15 protein-coding genes are annotated in these 18,486 nt (G+C 61.9%); 11 read left to right on the top strand and 4 right to left on the bottom strand.

The window, feature by feature from the left end:
• The first annotated feature begins 38 nt into the window (after positions 1 to 38).
• The 3 genes from CMV30_RS04430 (at position 39) to CMV30_RS04440 (ending at position 3,854) form a co-directional block, all read left to right on the top strand.
• Positions 39 to 1,547 carry a circularly permuted type 2 ATP-grasp protein gene (locus CMV30_RS04430; RefSeq protein WP_096054892.1) on the top strand — a complete coding sequence of 503 codons (1,509 nt, stop codon included), beginning with the start codon at positions 39 to 41 and terminating at the stop codon, positions 1,545 to 1,547.
• A 12-nt stretch (positions 1,548 to 1,559) separates the two neighbouring features.
• Complete coding sequence (locus CMV30_RS04435; protein ID WP_096054893.1) at positions 1,560 to 2,546, top strand: alpha-E domain-containing protein; 987 nt, start codon at positions 1,560 to 1,562, stop codon at positions 2,544 to 2,546.
• Positions 2,547 to 2,633: 87 nt separating this feature from the next.
• Positions 2,634 to 3,854 (top strand): NAD(P)/FAD-dependent oxidoreductase, encoded by a 1,221-nt coding sequence (locus tag CMV30_RS04440; RefSeq protein WP_096054894.1) that lies wholly within the window; start codon positions 2,634 to 2,636, stop codon positions 3,852 to 3,854.
• 24 nt (positions 3,855 to 3,878) lie between these two features.
• On the opposite strand, the gene CMV30_RS04445 is transcribed toward CMV30_RS04440, so the two are convergent.
• The 3 genes from CMV30_RS04445 to CMV30_RS04455 all read right to left on the bottom strand — a co-directional run bounded on the left by CMV30_RS04445 (position 3,879) and on the right by CMV30_RS04455 (position 6,375).
• Positions 3,879 to 4,841, bottom strand: coding sequence for an SDR family oxidoreductase (locus CMV30_RS04445; protein WP_096054895.1), 963 nt, complete (start codon positions 4,839 to 4,841; stop codon positions 3,879 to 3,881).
• Between the two features lie 83 nt (positions 4,842 to 4,924).
• Positions 4,925 to 5,431 (bottom strand): ferritin-like domain-containing protein, encoded by a 507-nt coding sequence (locus CMV30_RS04450; RefSeq protein WP_096054896.1) that lies wholly within the window; start codon positions 5,429 to 5,431, stop codon positions 4,925 to 4,927.
• Between the two features lie 272 nt (positions 5,432 to 5,703).
• Complete coding sequence (locus CMV30_RS04455; RefSeq protein WP_096054897.1) at positions 5,704 to 6,375, bottom strand: DUF6766 family protein; 672 nt, start codon at positions 6,373 to 6,375, stop codon at positions 5,704 to 5,706.
• A 235-nt stretch (positions 6,376 to 6,610) separates the two neighbouring features.
• Here CMV30_RS04455 and CMV30_RS04460 point away from each other — a divergent pair, with 235 nt between their 5' ends.
• The 8 genes from CMV30_RS04460 to CMV30_RS04495 all read left to right on the top strand — a co-directional run bounded on the left by CMV30_RS04460 (position 6,611) and on the right by CMV30_RS04495 (position 17,046).
• Positions 6,611 to 7,099 carry an HIT family protein gene (locus tag CMV30_RS04460; RefSeq protein WP_096054898.1) on the top strand — a complete coding sequence of 163 codons (489 nt, stop codon included), beginning with the start codon at positions 6,611 to 6,613 and terminating at the stop codon, positions 7,097 to 7,099.
• Positions 7,100 to 7,103: 4 nt separating this feature from the next.
• The gene (locus CMV30_RS04465; RefSeq protein WP_096054899.1) at positions 7,104 to 7,673 is read left to right on the top strand and encodes a hypothetical protein; all 570 of its coding nucleotides are present in this window, start codon (positions 7,104 to 7,106) and stop codon (positions 7,671 to 7,673) included.
• A gap of 62 nt (positions 7,674 to 7,735) precedes the next feature.
• Complete coding sequence (locus CMV30_RS04470; protein WP_096054900.1) at positions 7,736 to 8,722, top strand: PhoH family protein; 987 nt, start codon at positions 7,736 to 7,738, stop codon at positions 8,720 to 8,722.
• A gap of 328 nt (positions 8,723 to 9,050) precedes the next feature.
• A complete protein-coding gene (locus CMV30_RS04475) occupies positions 9,051 to 11,477 on the top strand; it encodes an HD family phosphohydrolase (RefSeq protein ID WP_096054901.1) in 2,427 nt (808 codons plus the stop codon).
• A 206-nt stretch (positions 11,478 to 11,683) separates the two neighbouring features.
• The gene (gene ybeY, locus CMV30_RS04480; RefSeq protein ID WP_096057616.1) at positions 11,684 to 12,376 is read left to right on the top strand and encodes an rRNA maturation RNase YbeY; all 693 of its coding nucleotides are present in this window, start codon (positions 11,684 to 11,686) and stop codon (positions 12,374 to 12,376) included.
• Positions 12,377 to 12,691: 315 nt separating this feature from the next.
• A complete protein-coding gene (locus CMV30_RS04485; RefSeq protein ID WP_096054902.1) occupies positions 12,692 to 13,390 on the top strand; it encodes a DUF502 domain-containing protein in 699 nt (232 codons plus the stop codon).
• 131 nt (positions 13,391 to 13,521) lie between these two features.
• Positions 13,522 to 14,139, top strand: a complete 618-nt coding sequence (locus CMV30_RS04490) for a hypothetical protein (RefSeq protein ID WP_096054903.1) — start codon at positions 13,522 to 13,524, stop codon at positions 14,137 to 14,139.
• 249 nt (positions 14,140 to 14,388) lie between these two features.
• On the top strand, positions 14,389 to 17,046 hold the full coding sequence (locus CMV30_RS04495) for an ATP-dependent DNA helicase (RefSeq protein WP_096054904.1): 2,658 nt from the start codon (positions 14,389 to 14,391) through the stop codon (positions 17,044 to 17,046).
• A 42-nt stretch (positions 17,047 to 17,088) separates the two neighbouring features.
• On the opposite strand, the gene CMV30_RS04500 is transcribed toward CMV30_RS04495, so the two are convergent.
• The gene (locus CMV30_RS04500; RefSeq protein ID WP_175414726.1) at positions 17,089 to 18,312 is read right to left on the bottom strand and encodes a WcaI family glycosyltransferase; all 1,224 of its coding nucleotides are present in this window, start codon (positions 18,310 to 18,312) and stop codon (positions 17,089 to 17,091) included.
• Between the last annotated feature and the right edge of the window lie 174 nt (positions 18,313 to 18,486).

The raw sequence follows: 18,486 nt of genomic DNA on the forward strand, positions 1-18,486 counted from the left end.
TCAACCCTCAGCTCTCAACTTTCCGCCGCCGCCGTCCCATGCCCGATCTCTTCGCCAGCTACGAACACGCCCGCTTCTACGACGAGATGTTCGCCGCCCCCGGCAAACCGCATGCGCACTACCAGCGCCTCGCCGAACGCTTCGGCCGCATGGAAGGCATCGGCGAACTCCTCCAGCGCCAGCGCACCGCCGACCAGACGTTCCTCAGCCGCGGCGTCACCTTCACCGTTTACTCCGACAACGCCGGCACCGAAAAAATTTTTCCCTTCGATCTCCTCCCGCGCATCATCCCCGCCCACGAGTGGAAACACCTCGAAGCCGGCCTCACCCAGCGCATGCAGGCGCTGAATATGTTCCTGGCCGACATCTACGGCGAACAGCGCATCATCAGAGAAGGAATCCTCCCGCGCGGCATGGTGGATTCCTCGAAAAATTTCCGCCCCGAGCTCGTCGGTTTCAAAATTCCCCGCGGTCTCTTCGTCCACATCAACGGCACCGACCTCATCCGCGACGAAGCCGGTGAGTACCGCGTCCTCGAAGATAATCTCCGCACACCCTCCGGCGTCAGCTACGTCCTCGAAAACCGCCAGGTCATGAAGCGCGTTTTCCCCAACCTCATCCGCGACTACCGCGTCCGCCCGGTCGAGAATTACACCAACGATCTCCTCGCGCTCCTCACCTACCTCGCCCCCGAACACGTTCCCGAGCCCACCGTTGTCCTCCTCACGCCCGGCGTCTACAACTCCGCCTACTTCGAGCACAGCTTCCTCGCCCGCCAGATGGGCATCGAGATCGTCGAAGGCTCCGACCTCGTCGTCGAAGATGACAAGGTTTACATGCGCCGCACCGACGGCCTCGCCCCCGTCCACGTCATCTACCGCCGTATCGACGACGACTTCCTCGACCCCACCGTCTTCCGCAAAGACTCCATGCTCGGCGTCCCCGGCCTCATGGAAGCGTATCGAAAAGGCAACGTCGCCCTCTGCAACCCCGTCGGCACCGGCATCGCCGACGACAAAGCAGTCTATTACTACGTCCAGAAGATGATCAAATTCTACCTCGGCCAGGATCCGATCCTCCCGAACGTCGAAACCTTCCTCTCCGCCGACCCCACCGACCTCAAATACATCCTCGCCAACCTCCCCAAGCTCGTCGTCAAAAGCGTCAACGAAGCCGGCGGCTACGGCATGTTGGTCGGCCCGCACAGCACCACCGCGCAGATCGAAGAATTTCGCGCCAAGATCATCGACAACCCGCGCAACTTCATCGCCCAACCCACCATCGGCCTCTCCCGCTGCCCGAGTGTTTGCGGCAGCACCATCGAAGGCCGCCACATCGATTTGCGCCCTTACATCCTCAACGGCGAGACCATCAAAATCATGCCCGGCGGCCTCACCCGCGTAGCCCTCAAAAAAGGCAGCCTGGTCGTCAACAGCTCCCAAGGCGGCGGCTCCAAAGACACCTGGGTCCTCGCCGACGAAACCTCCGCCCCCTTCCAATCCCAATCTCAGTCCGCCTCACCGATCGTGGAAAAAGTCCTGGTCTAAACGCACATCACCATGCTCTCCCGCGTCGCCAATCTCATCTTCTGGACCGCCCGCTACCTCGAGCGCGCCGAAAACGCCGCCCGTCTCCTCGACGTCAATGCCCAGCTCGTGCTCGATCTCCAGAGCCGCCAGGCCGCCGACGACCCGCGCTCCTGGGAGCCCTTGGTGTATGTCTGCGGCGGCGACGAACTCTTCCACAAACTCTACGGCCAGGAAGTCACCGAGCGCACCGTCGTCGACTTCGTCCTCTTCAACCGCCAGAACCCCAGCTCCTTCCTCTCCTGCATCGCCTACGCCCGCGAAAACGCCCGCTGCATCCGCGACCAGCTCGCCGGCGAAGTCTGGGAAGAGCTCAACACCTTCTATCTAAAGCTCAAAGAGGACGACTACTCCCGCTACGCCCAGCTCGGCTCCTCCGAATACCTCTCCTTCCTCAAAGGCCGCATCCAGCTCTTCTACGGCGTCGCATCGTCGATGATCCCGCGCACCCAAATGTGGTGGTTCTTCGAACTCGGCCGCTTCATGGAACGCGCCGACAACACCTCGCGCATCCTCGACGTGAAGTACTACATGCTTCTCCCCGATAACACCTCCGTCGGCTCCGCGCTCGACATGGTGCAATGGGCTTCCGTCCTCCGCTCCTGCTCCGCCTTCGAAGCCTTCCGCAAAAGCCGCCGCGGCCAGCTCACGCTTGAGCGCGTCGTCGATTACCTCGTCCGCGATCACTTCTTCCCCCGCAGCATTTTATTTTCCCTCAGCGAAGCCGGCTTCGCCCTCGCGCAAATCACCGCCGCCGCCCCGCACCTCGCCGACAACGCCGCCGCCCGCCTCATCGCCAGCCTCCGCGATCACTTGGAAAAAACCGTCATCAAAGAAGCCATCGCCGACGGCCTCCACGAATACCTCGACGACATCCAGCTCCGCCTCGGCGAAATTCACGCCGCCACGCAGGAGACCTTCATCAACTACTCCAGCGACACCGCCAAAGTCCTCGCCTGATCCCGCACGTGTACCGGCACCCTGCTTTTTGCAGAGCCTGCAATCGTTTGGGAACAGTCCTGAATAGGCGGTGTTCTGTCGGCGTTCATGGATCCGACACTCGCTCACTGGCTGGCCTCAAGTACACTGCCCCGCTTTCCCCGTCTTGGGACCGACCTCACCACCGATGTCATCATTGTAGGCGGTGGCATTGTAGGAATCACCACTGCGATTCTTTGCCAGCGAGCCGGCCTCACATTCGCCCTCATCGAACGCGACCGCCTCGCCCGCATGGATTCCGGGCTCACCTCCGCGCACCTCACCGCCGTGAGCGACCTTCGCTTCTCGGAGATCGTTAGCAATTTCGGACGTCGTCAGGCCCGCGCCATCTGGGACGCCGGCATCTCAGCCATCGATCAAATCGCCAGCCTCATCCGCACAGAAAACATCGCCTGTGATTTCAAATGGCTGTCCGGCTTTCTCCACGCTCCACGCGCGGACGATTTCGCAATGGATAACCTCATCCACGAAGCTGCGGCGAGCCGCGAACTCGGGATCCCGTCTGACTACATTTCCTCCATACCCGTTTTTCACAGGCCGGGCGTGCGCTTCCCGCGTCAGGCCGTCTTTAATCCGCGCAAATTCCTCGCCGGTCTCGTTCGTAATTTCGGAGGCAAAGGCAGTCACGTTTTCGAGCAGACTTCCGTGGACGAAATTCAAAACCGTCCCATCGCGATCAAGGCCGGCAACTTCACCGTCACTGGCCGCCACCTCGTCCTCGCTACGCACGCCGCCATCGCGACTTCCTCGCATGCGACCGAACTCAAAACGCCGCTCGCCATCGTCGAGACTCACGCACTTTCCGCCAAGCTTCCGTCTCAAATAGCCGAAGGTTTGTTCTGGGACACCGATTCGCCCTATCACCACCTCCGTATCGAAAATCGCCGGAGTCACGATTTCGCTATCTTCGGCGGTGAGGATCACGCACCTGGTGATTCTGATGCTGTGCATGCGCCAACACGGCTGGCCAAACGCTTCATGGAAATTTTCCCCGACGCCACGATTGATCGCCAGTGGTCTGGGCATGTCGTCGAAACCAGCGACGGTCTTCCTCTGATCGGCAGCACCACTGTCGATCAATTCATCGCAACTGGTTTCGGAGGAAACGGACTCACCTTCGGCACACTCGCCGCCTGCATGGCCATCGACTCCATTTTCGCGCGTCCCAATCCGTGGACCGTTCTCTTCAATCCACACCGCGGCAAACCGGGCTCATATCCGCCCTTTGGTTTTGCGAACACTGCGCATCAGGATTTTTCATTTCGTTGAAAGCTAGCGGGAATCGCGAACACATCACCCGCCGCTCGTTTCTCCGCCCATCACCGGAAGTACAATGCCTGTTATGTACGAAGAGTCCGCATCCGACGCGAGAAACACATACGATGGTGCTAGTTCTTCTGGTTGAGCCGGACGGCCCATCGGCGAATCACCACCAAACACCGAGACCTTTTTCGGCGTCAGCCCCTTGTCGGATGGATTGAGCGGCGTCCACACGGGGCCCGGTGCGATCGCATTCACGCGAATCCCGCGCTCGATGAGATCCATGGCGAGAGTCTTGGTAAACGCGTTGATCGCGCCTTTAGTCGAAGAGTAATCCGGCAACTTCGCTGAACCGAGAATCCCCGTTTCGGAACTCGTCGCGATAATCGCCGAGCCCGGCTTCAGGTGCGGCAGCGCGGTCTTCACTAAGTGAAAATAGGCATAAATGTTAGTCTTGAACGTGTGATCGAATTCCTCGGTCGTTACTTCCTCCAAACTGTCGTTTCGGCCCTGATACGCCGCATTTGAAACAAGAATATCGAGCTTCCCAAAATGCTTCAGCGTTTTCTCGACGATCTCTTTGCACGCCGCCTCACGACTCAAATCCGCCGGTAGCAACAAACACGAGCGCCCCACCGCCTCGATGGATTGCTTCACGCGTTCAGCGTCAGACTGCTCCTGCGGCAGATAAGAAATCGCCACATCCGCGCCTTCACGCGCGTAAAGAAAAGCGACCGCCCGCCCAATGCCCGAATCCCCTCCCGTGATGAGCGCCACTTTATCCTCCAGCTTTCCCGCCGGCCGATAACGCGTCGCCTGCCAGCGCGGCAGCGGCTTCAGTTTACTCTCCAAACCAGGCGAACGCTGATGCTGCACCGCAAACGGCGTCTTCGGCTCCGCCTGCATGAGCGGCTTGCGACGTGAGCGTGCGCTCGCGGAGAGATTCGTGGCTGAAGAATTCGTCGAAGAACGACGTGTATGCGCGGTCTTTTTCATAAGGTTGCTCCGGAAAAATGAAAAGACAGGCCGCATGTTTAATGCGGCCCTGTCCGTGGAAAAATGAACGACTGAACGGGCGATTATTCGTTCTCGGCCGAAGCCAGCGCTTCGGCATTCACGACTTCGGAAAGCGCGGTGAGTTTCTTATTCGTCTCACCTTCCTCGTCCAAAGTATCTTGGAGCAACTTGGCCACCTTGGTCTCACCGAGTGCTTCAGCAAACGCGCGCGCCGTTCCGTACGCAGCCATTTCATAATGCTCCACCCGTTGAGCTGCACCGATCAGCTGCGCATCGCGAATCGAATCAGGCGCATCGACTTCGATAGCCTCCGCACCTTCTTCGATAAGACCTTTCATGGCGTGACAGGTCTTACCTTTCACAGGCAGATCGAGGAGTTTGAACGCTTTTGCCAGCCGCTCGATGTGACCCTTGGTCTCTTCAAGATGATCGAGAAACCCCTGTTTCAAATCTTCGTTGGTGGCTGCCTTGGCCATTTTTGGCAGGGCCTTCGTGAGCTGGGTTTCAGCGTTGTAGAGATCCTTTAGTTCGTCAGCGAGGAGGTCTTGGAGTGAATGAAGAGAGGACATGGTGATACAGTGATTAATGTGAGGTTTATCCCGCCGCATCGCCGCCACACGGCGTGAAACGGTTAGGGCGCTGCCTGCTATTCGCTCACCCCATGCCAACGTGCAGCCGCGCCCAACAACTCGCGGGTTAAGCCGCGCGTAACCAATGAGAAAACTATCCGCGCACCTGGTTCGCCTTGAGCACCCATCGCCCGGGCGAAGGCAATCTGCACAACACGTCGCGCCGTCTTCTTGGCAAACTGCATCTTGGATCCCGCCTCTTTGCGAACGCTTCAGTCTTCCTCGTTTTCCCAATGCGGTGTCTCCACTTCCTTTGATTCTGGTGAGTTTTTCTCACGCAGAAAAATAGTCAGCACCACCATGCTTCCGATCGCGAGAAACTCGCTCTGCCAGTTCTGAAACGACTCGAACCAGAAGCGCGACGATCCGAGATACTGCCACACCGTCACTAGCGATTCACCATCCGCCAGTCGCTCCTGGTTATAGTGTCTTTGTCCGCCATGAGCATGCAGCGCGAACGCCACCAGAAACATCCCGAAAAACGCCAGTGACAACGAGTGCTCGTACACGAAGAGCACCCACCCGCCTCGCTTCACCGGCCACGGCGCATCCGCCGGTACCGGCCCTTTCTCGACGCAATGATGCGCATGTTTCTTCCGGGGATCTTTCGATTCCGCCGAGCCTTTTTGGTACAGAAACGCCGTCGCGAACACATAGACGAACATCTGGAAAAACTCGCTCTCCCAGTTCTCCGCCGTGACTTCCAAAAAATGCGCGCTCCGCACATACTCGCCAAGCGCGAGCGCCCGCTCTCCGCGTTTCCCAAGCTCGTCATTCAACTCGTGTCGCCCCGTCAGAATCTGCCCCGTCAAAAAAAACAGGAAGCAGCCAAACATCATGAGCGATAGCCCATGATTGCGAAAAAAAGACGGAGACTTGGACATAAGCGCTGCGTGGAAAAACGATGAACACCTATCGACACGTCACGTTACTCCACACGCCTCAAACGTGCCATCGGGCTCTCACCGGAATATAACTCCCGAACAACCTCTCCCATCTGATCGCTCACAGTCCAATCTTGGTCATGCATCATCCGCGATACGCTCCGCACCCGCGCCACCTTTGACTTTCACTCCTGCGCGGCTTTCTCTCCGCGCACCTTTCCACCACCGCAAACACATGGAGCACCTTCACGCCTACTGGCGCATGGAATACATCGAAGCCCCGCGTTTCCCCGCCGTGAAACGCCCCTTCACCGAACTCCCCGCCCTCGGCGACGACCGCTCCGCGCTCATCGTGTACCGCAGCCCGCTGTCGTACCTCATGCTCAACCGCTTTCCCTACAACCCCGGCCACCTCCTCGCCATCCCTTTCCGCGAAGTCACCGACATCGAGGAACTCACCCCCGCCGAAAGCGCCGACCTCTTCGCCACCATCGTCACCGGCAAACGAATACTCCGCGCCGCGATGAAACCCGACGGCGTCAACGTCGGCTTCAACCTCGGCTCCGCCGCCGGCGGCAGCATCGCCCACCTCCACGGCCACCTCGTCCCCCGCTGGAACGGCGACAACAACTTCATGCCCGTCCTCGGCCAGACCCGCATCCTCCCCCAATCCCTCGACGCCACGTGGGAACGCCTGAGCGCCGAAGCCTCAAAACTGCACTGATGTCATGAGCATGAAAGTCCTCCGCACACTCCTGATCATCGTTTCGGTCGTCTCGCTCAATGCCAGCGACTCCAAAATCAGGGATGATTTTCTCAAGCAAGCGACCGACCAAGCGAGGCTGTCGAATGAGGCAAAAACTCACACGTTTTTCCTGCATTTGTTTATCTCGGGAGGCTGGGGCCCGGAAACCGCTTCATACGAAGTTCGCTACGACGGTCCGCTCGAAATCCAAGAGCTGCTAAAAAACTCCCTGGATAAAGGCGTTATTATACGTCGCGATCTAAAGGGAGAAACGCGCACTCAGCTCGATAAATATCGTTTAGCGGAGTTTGTGGGGCAGTGCATCGATCAGGAGCTCTTCGAACTTGGTCCTAAAAAACACGTGCTAGAGCGTCCCCAGATTAAAACCGACGGCTGCGATTTCTGGGTCTTCATCAAATACGGAGAAGCCGAAAACTTCTTTCAACGAACCGATGAATCAGCCCCGGTAGGAGCAATTTATAGTACGCTTAAAAAACTGATTCAGGACTCCCAAGCTCCTCAGGAAAAAGGTACCGCCAAATCCCAGCCATAAACTAAGTCCCACGCCTGCGCACTGGTCATTGTTCATTGGTCACTGGTCATTTTCCTTCCCTCATGCCCGCTTCCGTCCCCTCCCAAACCCTCCGCTTCCCGTCTCCCCGCCATCTCCAGCAACTCATCGGCGGACGCGAAGAGAACCTCGCCTACGTCGAAAAACACCTCGGCGTCCGCCTCGTCACCCGCGAAGACTGGCTCAAGATCGACGGCCCCGCTGAAGCCATCGCCCGCGTCGAATCCCTCTTCGGCTTCCTCAACGATGCCCGCGCCCAGGGCGTCTCCATCCGCACGCCCGACTTCCACCGCTTCGTGGACGCCATCACGCGCGGCGAAACCGACCAGCTCCGCGCCCTCTTCGGCCAGCCCCTCGTCATCGCCACCAACCGCAAAACCATCGTCCCCAAAACCCTCGGCCAGAAACTCTACCTCCAATCCATCCTCAAAAGCCCCGTCGTCTTCGGTATCGGCCCGGCGGGCACAGGCAAAACCTACCTCGCCATGGCCGCCGCCGTCTCGGCCCTCCTCAAAAACGAGGTCGAGCGCATCATCCTCACCCGCCCCGCCGTCGAAGCCGGCGAAGCCCTCGGTTTCCTCCCCGGCGACCTCCGCGAAAAAATCCTCCCCTACCTTCGCCCCCTCTACGATGCGCTCGGCGACATGCTCGACCCCGAGGATGTTTCCCGCCTCACCGAAAAAGGCATCATCGAAATCGCCCCCCTCGCCTACATGCGCGGCCGCACCCTCAGCCGCGCGTTCATCGTTTTGGACGAAGCCCAAAACACCACGCCAGAGCAGATGATGATGTTCCTCACCCGCCTCGGCGAAGACTCCCGCATGGTCGTCACCGGCGACGTCACCCAGATCGACCTCCCCCGCGCCAAACAATCCGGCCTCCTCGAAGTAAACCGCATCCTCCAAAACATCCCCGGCATCGAGTTCCACCAATTCAGCGGCTCCGACGTCGTCCGCCACCCCCTCGTCCTGAAAATCATCGAAGCCTACGAACGCTACAAAAACCCCATGGGCGACTCCCCTCCGTCGTAGGGCCTGCGCTCGCGCAGCGCCGCCGCGCGCCATCGTGCGAGTCTCCGATTCCCGATGTAGGCGGGGTGCCCTCACCCCGCTTCCCCGCAGCATCCGCCCTCCGAACCATTCGCATCCACTGGAGTCCTTTCGCGGTTAAAAAATCCCCCGCCGCCCTCCGCCAATCCTGCTCATCCTCTTAATCCTGTCCAAAATTCCGCCCTCCGTCATCCGTCCCCCTCCCATCCGCTAGTCACCTTTTTCACCCCTAAAATAAGCCCTCGCCCCCCCGCCGTCTCCTCTCCAGCGTCCGCCTTCCTGTTTTTGATTTTCGCGCTGCGCGTACGATATGTCTCTCATCGATAAACTCAAAGCCCTCCCCGGCGGCGCCAGTCGCCCCCTCCGGATGCGCAAAACGGCCGACGTCTCCGGCACCGTCGAGTTCCTCGAAACCAGCCACCTGGTCACGATCCTCATCTTCATCGCCACGGTCGCCGCCATCGTCCTCATCAGCTTCGTCGGCGTCAGCACGGTCAACCTCCCCGTCCTCCCCAATCAGCTCTCCGCCGTCCGCATCACCGCCAGCGCCCCCTTCGAATACACCAGCCAGGAAAAAACCCGCTTCAACCGCGAACAGGCCCGCACCCGCGTACCCCGCGTTTACCAGCTCGAGCTCACCCACCTCCAGCGCTTCCAAGGCCACATCCGCGAACTCCTCGCCCAGCTCGAAACCTTCGAGAGCACCCACGCCCAGACCATCCAGGCCGACGCCCGCCGCGCCGCTCTCACTCCGATCGTTGAAGCCTTCGACGCCAAAGGCCCCTACCGCGCCTCCGTTGATGACGTCCTCACCCTCATCAACGCGACCGACGCCAAGACCCGCTTCAAACTCGTCGAAGAAGGCCTCCTCGCCCTCCGCGATCTCTACCAGGAAGGCATCCAGGATGGTCGCCTCGCCGGCGGCATCAACGCCCCCGGCTCCGTCACGATCTTTCAGATAACGCGTCCCAACGGCGACGTCGTCCAGCGCCCCGTCCAGTCCATGGAGGAAGCCCTCACCTTCCTCCGCATCAACCTCACCGCCGAAGGCGTCGGTCGCGACGTCTCCCTCGCCCTCTTCCGCATCTTCCGCAACGGCCTCGTCCCCAACCTCACCTTCGACGCCGCCGCCAGCACCCGCCTCCAGGAACAGGTACTCCAAGAACTCCAGCCCGTCGTCGTATCGGTCCAGCAAGGACAGACCATCATCGAGCCCGGCACCCGCGTCACCGACGAGCAGTACGAGATGCTCGAAGCCCACCGGAACTACCTCATGAAAAACGAGGAGACCCGCATCGAGGAAGGCCTCCAGCTCTTCGGCCGCGTTCTCCTCGTGCTCGCCATGCTCGCCGCCAGCGCCGTCTACATCCGCCTCGAAGACCGCGAAACCCTCCAGAGCAACGGCCGCCTCGGCCTCCTCGCCCTCGTCGTCATCAGCAACCTCGCCTTAGTCCGTCTCACCTTCTGGCTCGGTGAACTCCCCTACTTCGTCCAGAACGCCAACGCCGCCTCCGTCCTGCCCTACATCGCGCCCACCGCGCTCGCGCCCCTGATCGTCGCCATCCTGATCGACGCCGGCTCAGCCATCTTCATGGCGCTCTTCATCTCGATCTTCACGAGCGTCATTTACGGTAACCGCCTCGACGTCCTCGTCATCACCTTCCTCGCCTCGATGGTCGGCATCTTCTGCTGCCGCCAAGTCCGCCGCCGCGGCGATGTCGTCCGCGCCGCCGCCTACGGCGGATTCACCGTCGCGATCTTCGCCGGTCTCATCGGCTTCATCGACCAGCTCTCCTTCCTCACCCCGCCTCACCTGATCCCCAAACAAATGCTCGCCGGTCTCGGCACCGGCATCCTCACCGGCGTCATCGTCGCCGGCGTCCTCCCCGTCATCGAAGGCCTCTTCAAACGCACCACCGACATCACCCTGCTCGAGCTCACCGACTTTAATCACCCCCTCCTCCGCCTCATGCAGATTGAGGCTCCCGGCACCTACCACCACTCCCTCATCGTCGCCCAGCTCTCCGAAAACGCCGCCAACGCCATCGGCGCCAACCCCCTCCTCGCCCGCGTCTGCGCCCTCTTCCACGACATCGGCAAAACCAAAAAGCCCGAATACTTCACCGAAAACCAGCGCGACCGCGCCAACCCGCACGACGAAAACAACCCCTCCCTCTCCGCCTTGATCATCAAGGCCCACGTCAAAGACGGCATCGACCTCGCCGTGAAACACAAACTCCCCCGCGCCGTCCTCGACGTCATCCAGCAGCACCACGGCACCTCGCTTATCCGCTACTTCTTCCAGCGCGCCCTCGGCGACAAACGCCCCGCCAGCAACGCCCCCGGCACCCGTCCCCCCGCCTCGGATACACGCCCCCCCTTTCAATCCCTCCCCGGCCTCGAACCCGCCCGCGTCTGCGAAACGACCTACCGCTACGACGGCCCTCGCCCGCAGTTCAAAGAAAGCGCCATCATTCACCTCGCCGACGGCGTCGAAGCCGCCTCACGTTCCCTGCGCAAAGTCACCCCTCAGCACCTCGGCGAATTGATCGACCAGATCTTCAAAGACCGCATCGAAGACGGCCAGCTCGACGAAGCCCCCGTGACCTTAGAGGAGCTCAATAAAATCAAGAGCAGCTTCACCTTCACCCTGCTCAACATGCTCCATTCCCGGGTGAGCTATAATCAACCCGGCGAAGACTCCGCCCCCGCTCCCAAAGCCCAGCCCGCCACCTGATCGCCCTTGTAGAGCTCGACCTCACGCGACGCCTCCGATTCCGAGGTAGGGCGGGTTAGCCTTAACCCCGCCGTTTGGCCACGCCCACCTTCCTGCTACTCGCGCCAGCGCATTGGTCATTGGTCATTCGCCCGCCTGCGGCGCGCGATTTCACCATTGCCCCTTCGTCCTCCGCGCTTCGGATTTCGGATTTCCCATCCGCCGCCATGCCCGCCCGCGAAGTCCACATCCACAACGCCCACCCGCGCCTCAAGCTAGACCGCCGCGCCGTCGCCAAAATCGTCCACACCCTCGACGCCCGCTTCCGCTACACCGAGTCCGACCTCCCGCTCCTCACCCCCGCCGCCCGCAAAACCGCCGAAGCCCAACTCGCCGCCCAGGGAGCGCCGGCGTCCCCGTCGGCTCCGTCGTCCGCCAATCGAAAATCGAAAATCGTGCCGAGCGAAGCGACAGGATCTACAAATCGAAAATCCCAGTCCGACTCCTCCCCCACTGCGTCACTGGTCACTGGTCATTGGTCATTCTCACCAGCCGTCCCGCCCGGCGAACTCTCCCTCGCCTTCCTCACCGACGCCGCCCTCGCCCGCATTCACGACGACTTCCTCGACGACCCCACCACGACCGACGTCATCACCTTCGAAGGCAACCCCACCCTCGAAAGCGCCGGCGAGATCTGCGTCTCGGCCGACACCGCCGCCACCTTCGCCGCCACCCACGACCGCGATTTCTCCGACGAGCTCACCCTCTACGTTGTCCACGGCTGGCTCCACCTCGCCGGCTACGACGACCTCAAGCCCGCCAAAAAACGCCGCATGAGAGCCGCCGAATCCCGCGCCATGGACATCCTCCGCGCCGCCAAAGCCCTCCCGCGTTTCACCCTCGGCAAATCACGCGCCTGACAACCGCTCCTCTGTGATCGAAACGGCACCTCGACGTTTTCCGCAGAACCTGTCCCCCACTGCGGCCATTGGCCGTCTCCGCCCGCTCGCGAAGGCCATTGGCCGCAGCCGCACTTCCTAAAAACGCCCCATTGGCGTTTTCTATTAGCGGTTTCCTCCCTCCGAAATCGCTTCTCCGTCAGGCCACAGCGTTTCTCCCCACCTGCCCTCCGCCTTCTGGCCTCTCATCCTCTGGCTTCTGCTTCTCTGCCCTGCCCGGCCATTCGCTTGCACGCGCCCTTACCGGGCGGCACAACATCCGCTCCTCATCCTCCGATGTCCGACTCTTCACTCGCGCCCGCACCAGCACCAGGCCCCTCCCGGTTCGCCACCCTCCGCAACGCCTTCCTCTCCGGTCTTCTCCTGCTCACGCCGATCACGATCACCTGGATCGTTTTCTCCGCCCTCTTCGAGCGCGTCGGCGGCGGCTTCCGTGACTATTTCTTCTTCTTCGTCCCTGCCGACCTCCGCGACCACGAGAGCCTCCGCATCGTCTGGAACATCGTCGCCACGTTCATCATCATCGTCCTCATCACCCTGCTCGGCTGGGTCTCCCGCTACGTCCTCGGCCAGTACTTCGGCAGCCTCGCCGAACGCTTCGTCCAAAACATCCCTGGCGTCAGCGCCGTGTACAACACCGTCAAACAAATCGTCGACACCTTCGGTACCCAAAACCGCAACCTCTTCAACAAAGTCGTCCTCGTAGAATTTCCCCGCCCCGGCGTCCGCACCATCGGCTTCCTCACGAACAAAACTCAGGGCGAACCCAGCGCCCGCACCGGCCTCGAACTCCTCACCGTCTTCGTCCCCACCACGCCCAATCCCACCGGCGGATACCTCCTCCTCTTCCCCAAAAACGAAGTCATCGAACTCGATATGCCCGTCGGCGAAGCCATGAAAATGATCATCTCCGGCGGCGCCGTCATTCCCCCCTGGCCCCCCGCCGCAAAAGTCACCCCGCCCACCCTCCCCTAATCTTTCTCTTACTCTTTCTCCCTCCGAACCGCCCCCTCACGAAAGAGAGAGAAAAAGAAAACGCCCCCCGCGCACTGCTCGCCACCCTCCGGGCCTTTCCCTCTTCACCCTTCTCACTTCAATCTTCCTTCATGCCCGGCCAGCCCCTCACGACCGACGCCATCGTCCTCCTCAAACGCCCGCCCGCCGACACGTTTCAATCCCTAACCATCTTCTCCCCCACGCACGGCACGCTCCTCGCCCTTCAGCGCCTCCCGAAAAAATCCGGCCCCGCCACCACCGTCGCCCTCGACCTCTTCGACGAAGTCGCCCTCTTCCTCGAAACCGCCAACCAAGGCCAGACCTGGTTCATCCGCGAACCCCGTCTCCTCACCCGCCACGCCGGACTCGGCCGCGACTACGAAACCCTCCGCCACGCGTCGTCTCTCGCCACGTTCATAGCGCGCAACCCCGTCCCCGAAGAAAGCCGCGGGCGCATCTATCAACTCCTCCGCGACGCCCTCGCCGCCTTCGCCACCAGCGCGCGTCCCGACATCGTGTATTTCAAATCCCTCTACAGGCTCGCCCGCGACGAAGGCCATCCAGTGAAACAACAATGGTTCCCCACGCTCCCCACCGCTGACCGCGAACTCGTCGCCACGCTCCTCAATCAACCCGTCGCCGCCCAGACCACCGACACCGCCACCGTCGAACGCCTCCAAAAACGCCTCGCCGACTACCTCCGCGAACACACCGAAATCCTCCCCTGACACCCCAAATCTTTCTCTTTCCTCTTTCTCTTACTCTTTCTCCCTCCGCCCCCACGAACGAGTACGACTAAGAGAACGATACCCAGAAGCCCAATCCCCTCATCCACGCCTTCCCCGTCCGACCAATCCTCTTAATCCCGTTAATCCTGTCCAAACTCCGTTCTCCGACTCTCCTCCACCGTCTTCTTCGCTCCGTCCTTTGCGCCTTCGCGTCTTTGCGATTCCTCTTCCGCCTCCTTCACCCGCCTCATGGACTTCGACCTCGATCAACGCACCGCCCGCCTGAGCGTCGGTGAGTTCTCCGAGTTCACCCTCGGCCCGCGCGATTCCACCGGCGGCCACTCCGGCATCTGGCGCGCCCAACTCGGCACCCACTGGCACAACCAGCTCCGCGCCCAGACCACTGCCGAGCGCAGCGACGCCCTCTTCGAAATCCCCATCACCGGCCGCGTCGTCCACCACGGTTGGACCCTCACGCTCACCGGCCGCATCGACCAGCTCATCCCGTCCGCCCAGGGCATCACGCTTCGCGAAATCAAAACCGTCTCCCGCGAACTCCCCGCCGACGAATCCGAACTCCGCGCCGAGTACCCGTCCTACTTCATCCAGATCGCCACCTACTCCGCCCTCGCCCGCTTCGACCCCGCCGCCCTTCCGATCGCTCAAACCTCCGCTCTCAACTCTCAACCCACGGCCGCCCCGGCCGTGTCCGTCTCCGCCGAACTCCACTTCGTCGAAATCGCCTCCGGCCTCGCCCAAACCATCGGACTCACCTCCGCCGACGACGTCCTCTTCCACGCCCAACTCGCCCGCGTCTGCGAATTCCTCGACCTCCGCCACCGCGCCCGCGAACGCCTCCGCAACCTCCGCTTCCGCCCGCCCTTCACCGAACTCCGCGTCGGACAAGAAACCACCCAAGCCGACCTCGCCTCCGCCCTCGCGAAAAACCCCATCGTCCTCTTCGAAGCCCCCACCGGCTTCGGCAAAACCGGCGCCCTCCTCGAACTCGCCCTCACCCAACTCCGCTCCGGCCGCTGCGAACGCGTCCTCTACCTCACCAGCAAAGCCACCGGCCAGCTCCAGGTCATGCGCACCCTCGGCCTCATGACCGAGCCCACCGCAAACACGCAGGTGTCCGCCTCCGCCTTTCACCCTTCACACTTCACCCCTCACTCTTCCGGCGCGCAAAGCGCGCCCGTCACCGTCTGGCTGATACGCCCAAAACACGAACACTGCGTCAACACCGTCTTCCACTGCTCGCGCGACACCTGCGCCTACCTCAACGGTGCCGAATCCCGCTGGCCCAAAAGCGGCCTCGCCCGCTTCTACCTCCTGGAAAACGAACCCCGCGACATCGCCAGCCTCCGCGCCGCCGGCCGCGCCGCGCAAATCTGCCCCTACGAAATCACCCGCGCCGCCCTCCCCTTCAACGACGTCTGGATCGGCGACTACAACTACGTCTTTTCCCCCTCCACCCGCGGCCTCTTCTACGAACAACCCGGCTTCGACCCCGCCCGCACCCTCCTCGTCATCGACGAAGCCCACAACCTCCCCTCCCGCGTCGCCGACGTCTACTCGCACACCTTTTCCGCCGCCGACGCCACCGCCCTCGCCGAGTCCCTGCACCAACTCCGCGCCCCGTCAAAACTCGTCCAGGCCGCCCAACACTGGGCCCACTTCCTCCACCAACTCCCCACCCGCGACACTCACACCCTCGCCGACGAAGACGACGCCCGCGAACTCCTCGCCACCCTAGCCGGCCTCATCACGACCACGCCGCTCGACACCCAAGAACTCCTTCAGCCAATCGCCGAGTTCCTCTGGCAGATCCCCGCCTGCCACGAAACTCTGAATACACACGACGTCCCCCGCCTCTGGTGGAGCCCCCGCCCCTCCGAACTCCACATCACCTGCCTCGACGCCGCCCCCGCCATCGCTCCCACCCTCCGCTGCTACAACGCCGTCCTCCTCGCCTCCGCCACCCTCTCCCCGACCGACACCTTCGCCACCGCCCTCGGCCTCGACACTCCACCCGCATCCGTCCCTCAACCCTCAACTCTCAACTCTCAACAACCTCCGTCTCAGCTCGGCACCCTCAACAAACGCGCCACCAAAAAACTCTTCCAACAACTCACCTCCGCCGCCGACCTCCTGCGCGAAGAAGAAGCCCGCGAACAATCCCTCCCCGTCCTCGTCCACGCCCACGCCCCCTGGCGCGACCACGCCTTCGACGTCGCTATCGATACCCGCATCGACACCAGCTACCAACAACGCGCCCGCCACACCCCCACCACCGCCGCTACCCTCGCCACGCTCGTCTCCGCCTCACGCTCCCCATCCGCCTCCGTCTCTCAACCCTCAACCCTCAACTCTCAACCCACTGCGCGCAGCGCCGTGTCTGCCTTCTTCCCGAGCTACGCCTACGCCGAAACCATCCAGCGCGAACTCACCACCACGTATCCGGAAATCCGAGTCGCTCTTCAGCCCCGCCTCCCCGACCTCGCCGCCCAAACCGCCTGGGTCGAGCAAGCCCTCGCCTCCTCCGACCTCCTCTTCCTCGTCCTCGGCAGCAGCTTCGCCGAAGGCATCGACCTCCTCGGCGGCCGCATCAGCCACGCCATGGTCGTCGGCCCCGCGCTCCCCGAAGTAAACGCCGTCCAACGCGCCCGCCTCGCCGTCTTTTCCTCTCTCGGTCGCGACGCCGCTGCCCAACGCGTCTACCAGATCCCCGGCATCCAAAAAGTGAACCAAGCCCTCGGCCGCCTGGTCCGCGCGCCCGGCCAACGCGCTAAAATCCTCCTCCACTGCCGCCGCTTCGCCGAAAAAACCTACCTCGACCTCCTCGCCCCCGAGTACCGCTCGACCCATCTCATCGAGCACGACACCGACCTCACCGACTGGCTGTAACTCACTGTAGCGCGTCACCCACCTAAGTGGGCACTCAACCACTCAACGCGCCGCCACTTTCTCCAGCCGCGCCTCAAATTCTCCTAGCACGCGACTGCGCCGAAACTGATCCACCCACGCACGCCCGCGCCGCGCCCATTCTGCCTTCTGCTCGGCCGACGCGCCGATGATCTCCTGCGCCGCCGCTCGTAAACCAGCCGCATCGCCCGGCTCTACGACGATCCCAAACCCGCCTTCGCGCGCCGCCCGCGCCAGCTCGCTCGCCTCATCAGCGACCGCCAGCACCGGCCGCCCGTACTGCAAAATCGACAGCAGCTTGCTCGGGAAGAAAAACTGCCCCGTCCCCTTCTGCTGTGTGATCAACGACACGTCCGCCTCGCGCAGCAAAGCCTTGTACCGGTCGTCCGGCTGAAGCGGATACAGCCGCGCGCCCGACTCCGGATCCGCCGCGATCGCCGCCTCCAGTGCCGGCTTCGCCGCGCCTTCACCACAAATCGCCCAATGCGCCGCACCACCCCGCGCCGCTTCCACGACGACCTCCAGCCCCTGCTTCATCCCAACATTCCCCGAGTACGCGATCAGCGGCGTCTCCGCCCCGATCCCATACTCCCGCCGGAACGACGCCCCGCCCGCGTTCGCACTCACATCTGGAGCCACATCCGGAATCCAATTCGGAAACAAATAGATCTTCCCCTCCGGCACACCCTTGCGCCGGTACGCCTCGATCATGCCGCCCGAGATCCCCGACACCAGCGCAGCTCGCCGATAACTCCACTTTTCCAGCGCGTAGAGCATCTTCACGGACAATCCCGGCTTGATCATTCCCAAGCCCAGCGCCGCATCCGGCTGCAAATCCTGCACGTGAAACACAAACGGCCGCCGCTTCAGCCGGCTCGCGATGAACGCTCCGATCCCGAGAAACAAAGACGGACTCACCACAAAATAAACATCCGGCTTCTCCGTCCAAAGCGCCCGCCACGTCGAGGTCGCCACGAAACTCAGCTCATGGATCAACCGCTTCACCGTGGACGGCTTCTCCGGCACATAATGCCAGCAACGATGCAGCGTCACGCCGCTCACCACCGCCCGCTCATGCACTTTGCCCTTATCCTCCGCCCGCTTCTTCCACCACGGATAGTACGGAAACGTCGAAAGCATCGTCACCACATGCCCGTGCGCTGCCAGCCACACGCACAAGTCCGTGTTGAAAGGGCCGATACCGGTCGGCTCAGGATCGTAGTTGATGCCCCAGACGGTGATTTTCACGTGCAGCGTTGCTAAGTACCTGTGCCCATTTGGCTAGCCGAAAGGTGCACGCGATCCCTGCACCCCGGCTTTGGTGTTGAAATCGCCCCATTCCGACGATTTCAAACTAGCCCCTTTCCGCCCGTAATTTTCATGTGCGGAAAAGGAATCAGTCCTGTCGTACTACGTTCCCAG

The organism is Nibricoccus aquaticus (assembly GCF_002310495.1).
Lineage (GTDB): Bacteria > Verrucomicrobiota > Verrucomicrobiia > Opitutales > Opitutaceae > Nibricoccus > Nibricoccus aquaticus.

Excerpts from the sequence above, each read along its gene's own strand:
- CMV30_RS04475 (WP_096054901.1), top strand. The coding sequence starts at position 9,051 with ATGTCTCTCATCGATAAACTCAAAGCCCTCCCCGGCGGCGCCAGTCGC.
- CMV30_RS04430 (WP_096054892.1), top strand. The coding sequence starts at position 39 with ATGCCCGATCTCTTCGCCAGCTACGAACACGCCCGCTTCTACGACGAG.
- CMV30_RS04490 (WP_096054903.1), top strand. The coding sequence starts at position 13,522 with ATGCCCGGCCAGCCCCTCACGACCGACGCCATCGTCCTCCTCAAACGC.
- CMV30_RS04465 (WP_096054899.1), top strand. The coding sequence starts at position 7,104 with ATGAGCATGAAAGTCCTCCGCACACTCCTGATCATCGTTTCGGTCGTC.
- CMV30_RS04455 (WP_096054897.1), bottom strand. The coding sequence starts at position 6,375 with ATGTCCAAGTCTCCGTCTTTTTTTCGCAATCATGGGCTATCGCTCATG.
- CMV30_RS04485 (WP_096054902.1), top strand. The coding sequence starts at position 12,692 with ATGTCCGACTCTTCACTCGCGCCCGCACCAGCACCAGGCCCCTCCCGG.
- CMV30_RS04445 (WP_096054895.1), bottom strand. The coding sequence starts at position 4,841 with ATGAAAAAGACCGCGCATACACGTCGTTCTTCGACGAATTCTTCAGCC.
- CMV30_RS04470 (WP_096054900.1), top strand. The coding sequence starts at position 7,736 with ATGCCCGCTTCCGTCCCCTCCCAAACCCTCCGCTTCCCGTCTCCCCGC.
- CMV30_RS04460 (WP_096054898.1), top strand. The coding sequence starts at position 6,611 with ATGGAGCACCTTCACGCCTACTGGCGCATGGAATACATCGAAGCCCCG.
- CMV30_RS04495 (WP_096054904.1), top strand. The coding sequence starts at position 14,389 with ATGGACTTCGACCTCGATCAACGCACCGCCCGCCTGAGCGTCGGTGAG.
- CMV30_RS04440 (WP_096054894.1), top strand. The coding sequence starts at position 2,634 with ATGGATCCGACACTCGCTCACTGGCTGGCCTCAAGTACACTGCCCCGC.
- ybeY (WP_096057616.1), top strand. The coding sequence starts at position 11,684 with ATGCCCGCCCGCGAAGTCCACATCCACAACGCCCACCCGCGCCTCAAG.
- CMV30_RS04450 (WP_096054896.1), bottom strand. The coding sequence starts at position 5,431 with ATGTCCTCTCTTCATTCACTCCAAGACCTCCTCGCTGACGAACTAAAG.
- CMV30_RS04435 (WP_096054893.1), top strand. The coding sequence starts at position 1,560 with ATGCTCTCCCGCGTCGCCAATCTCATCTTCTGGACCGCCCGCTACCTC.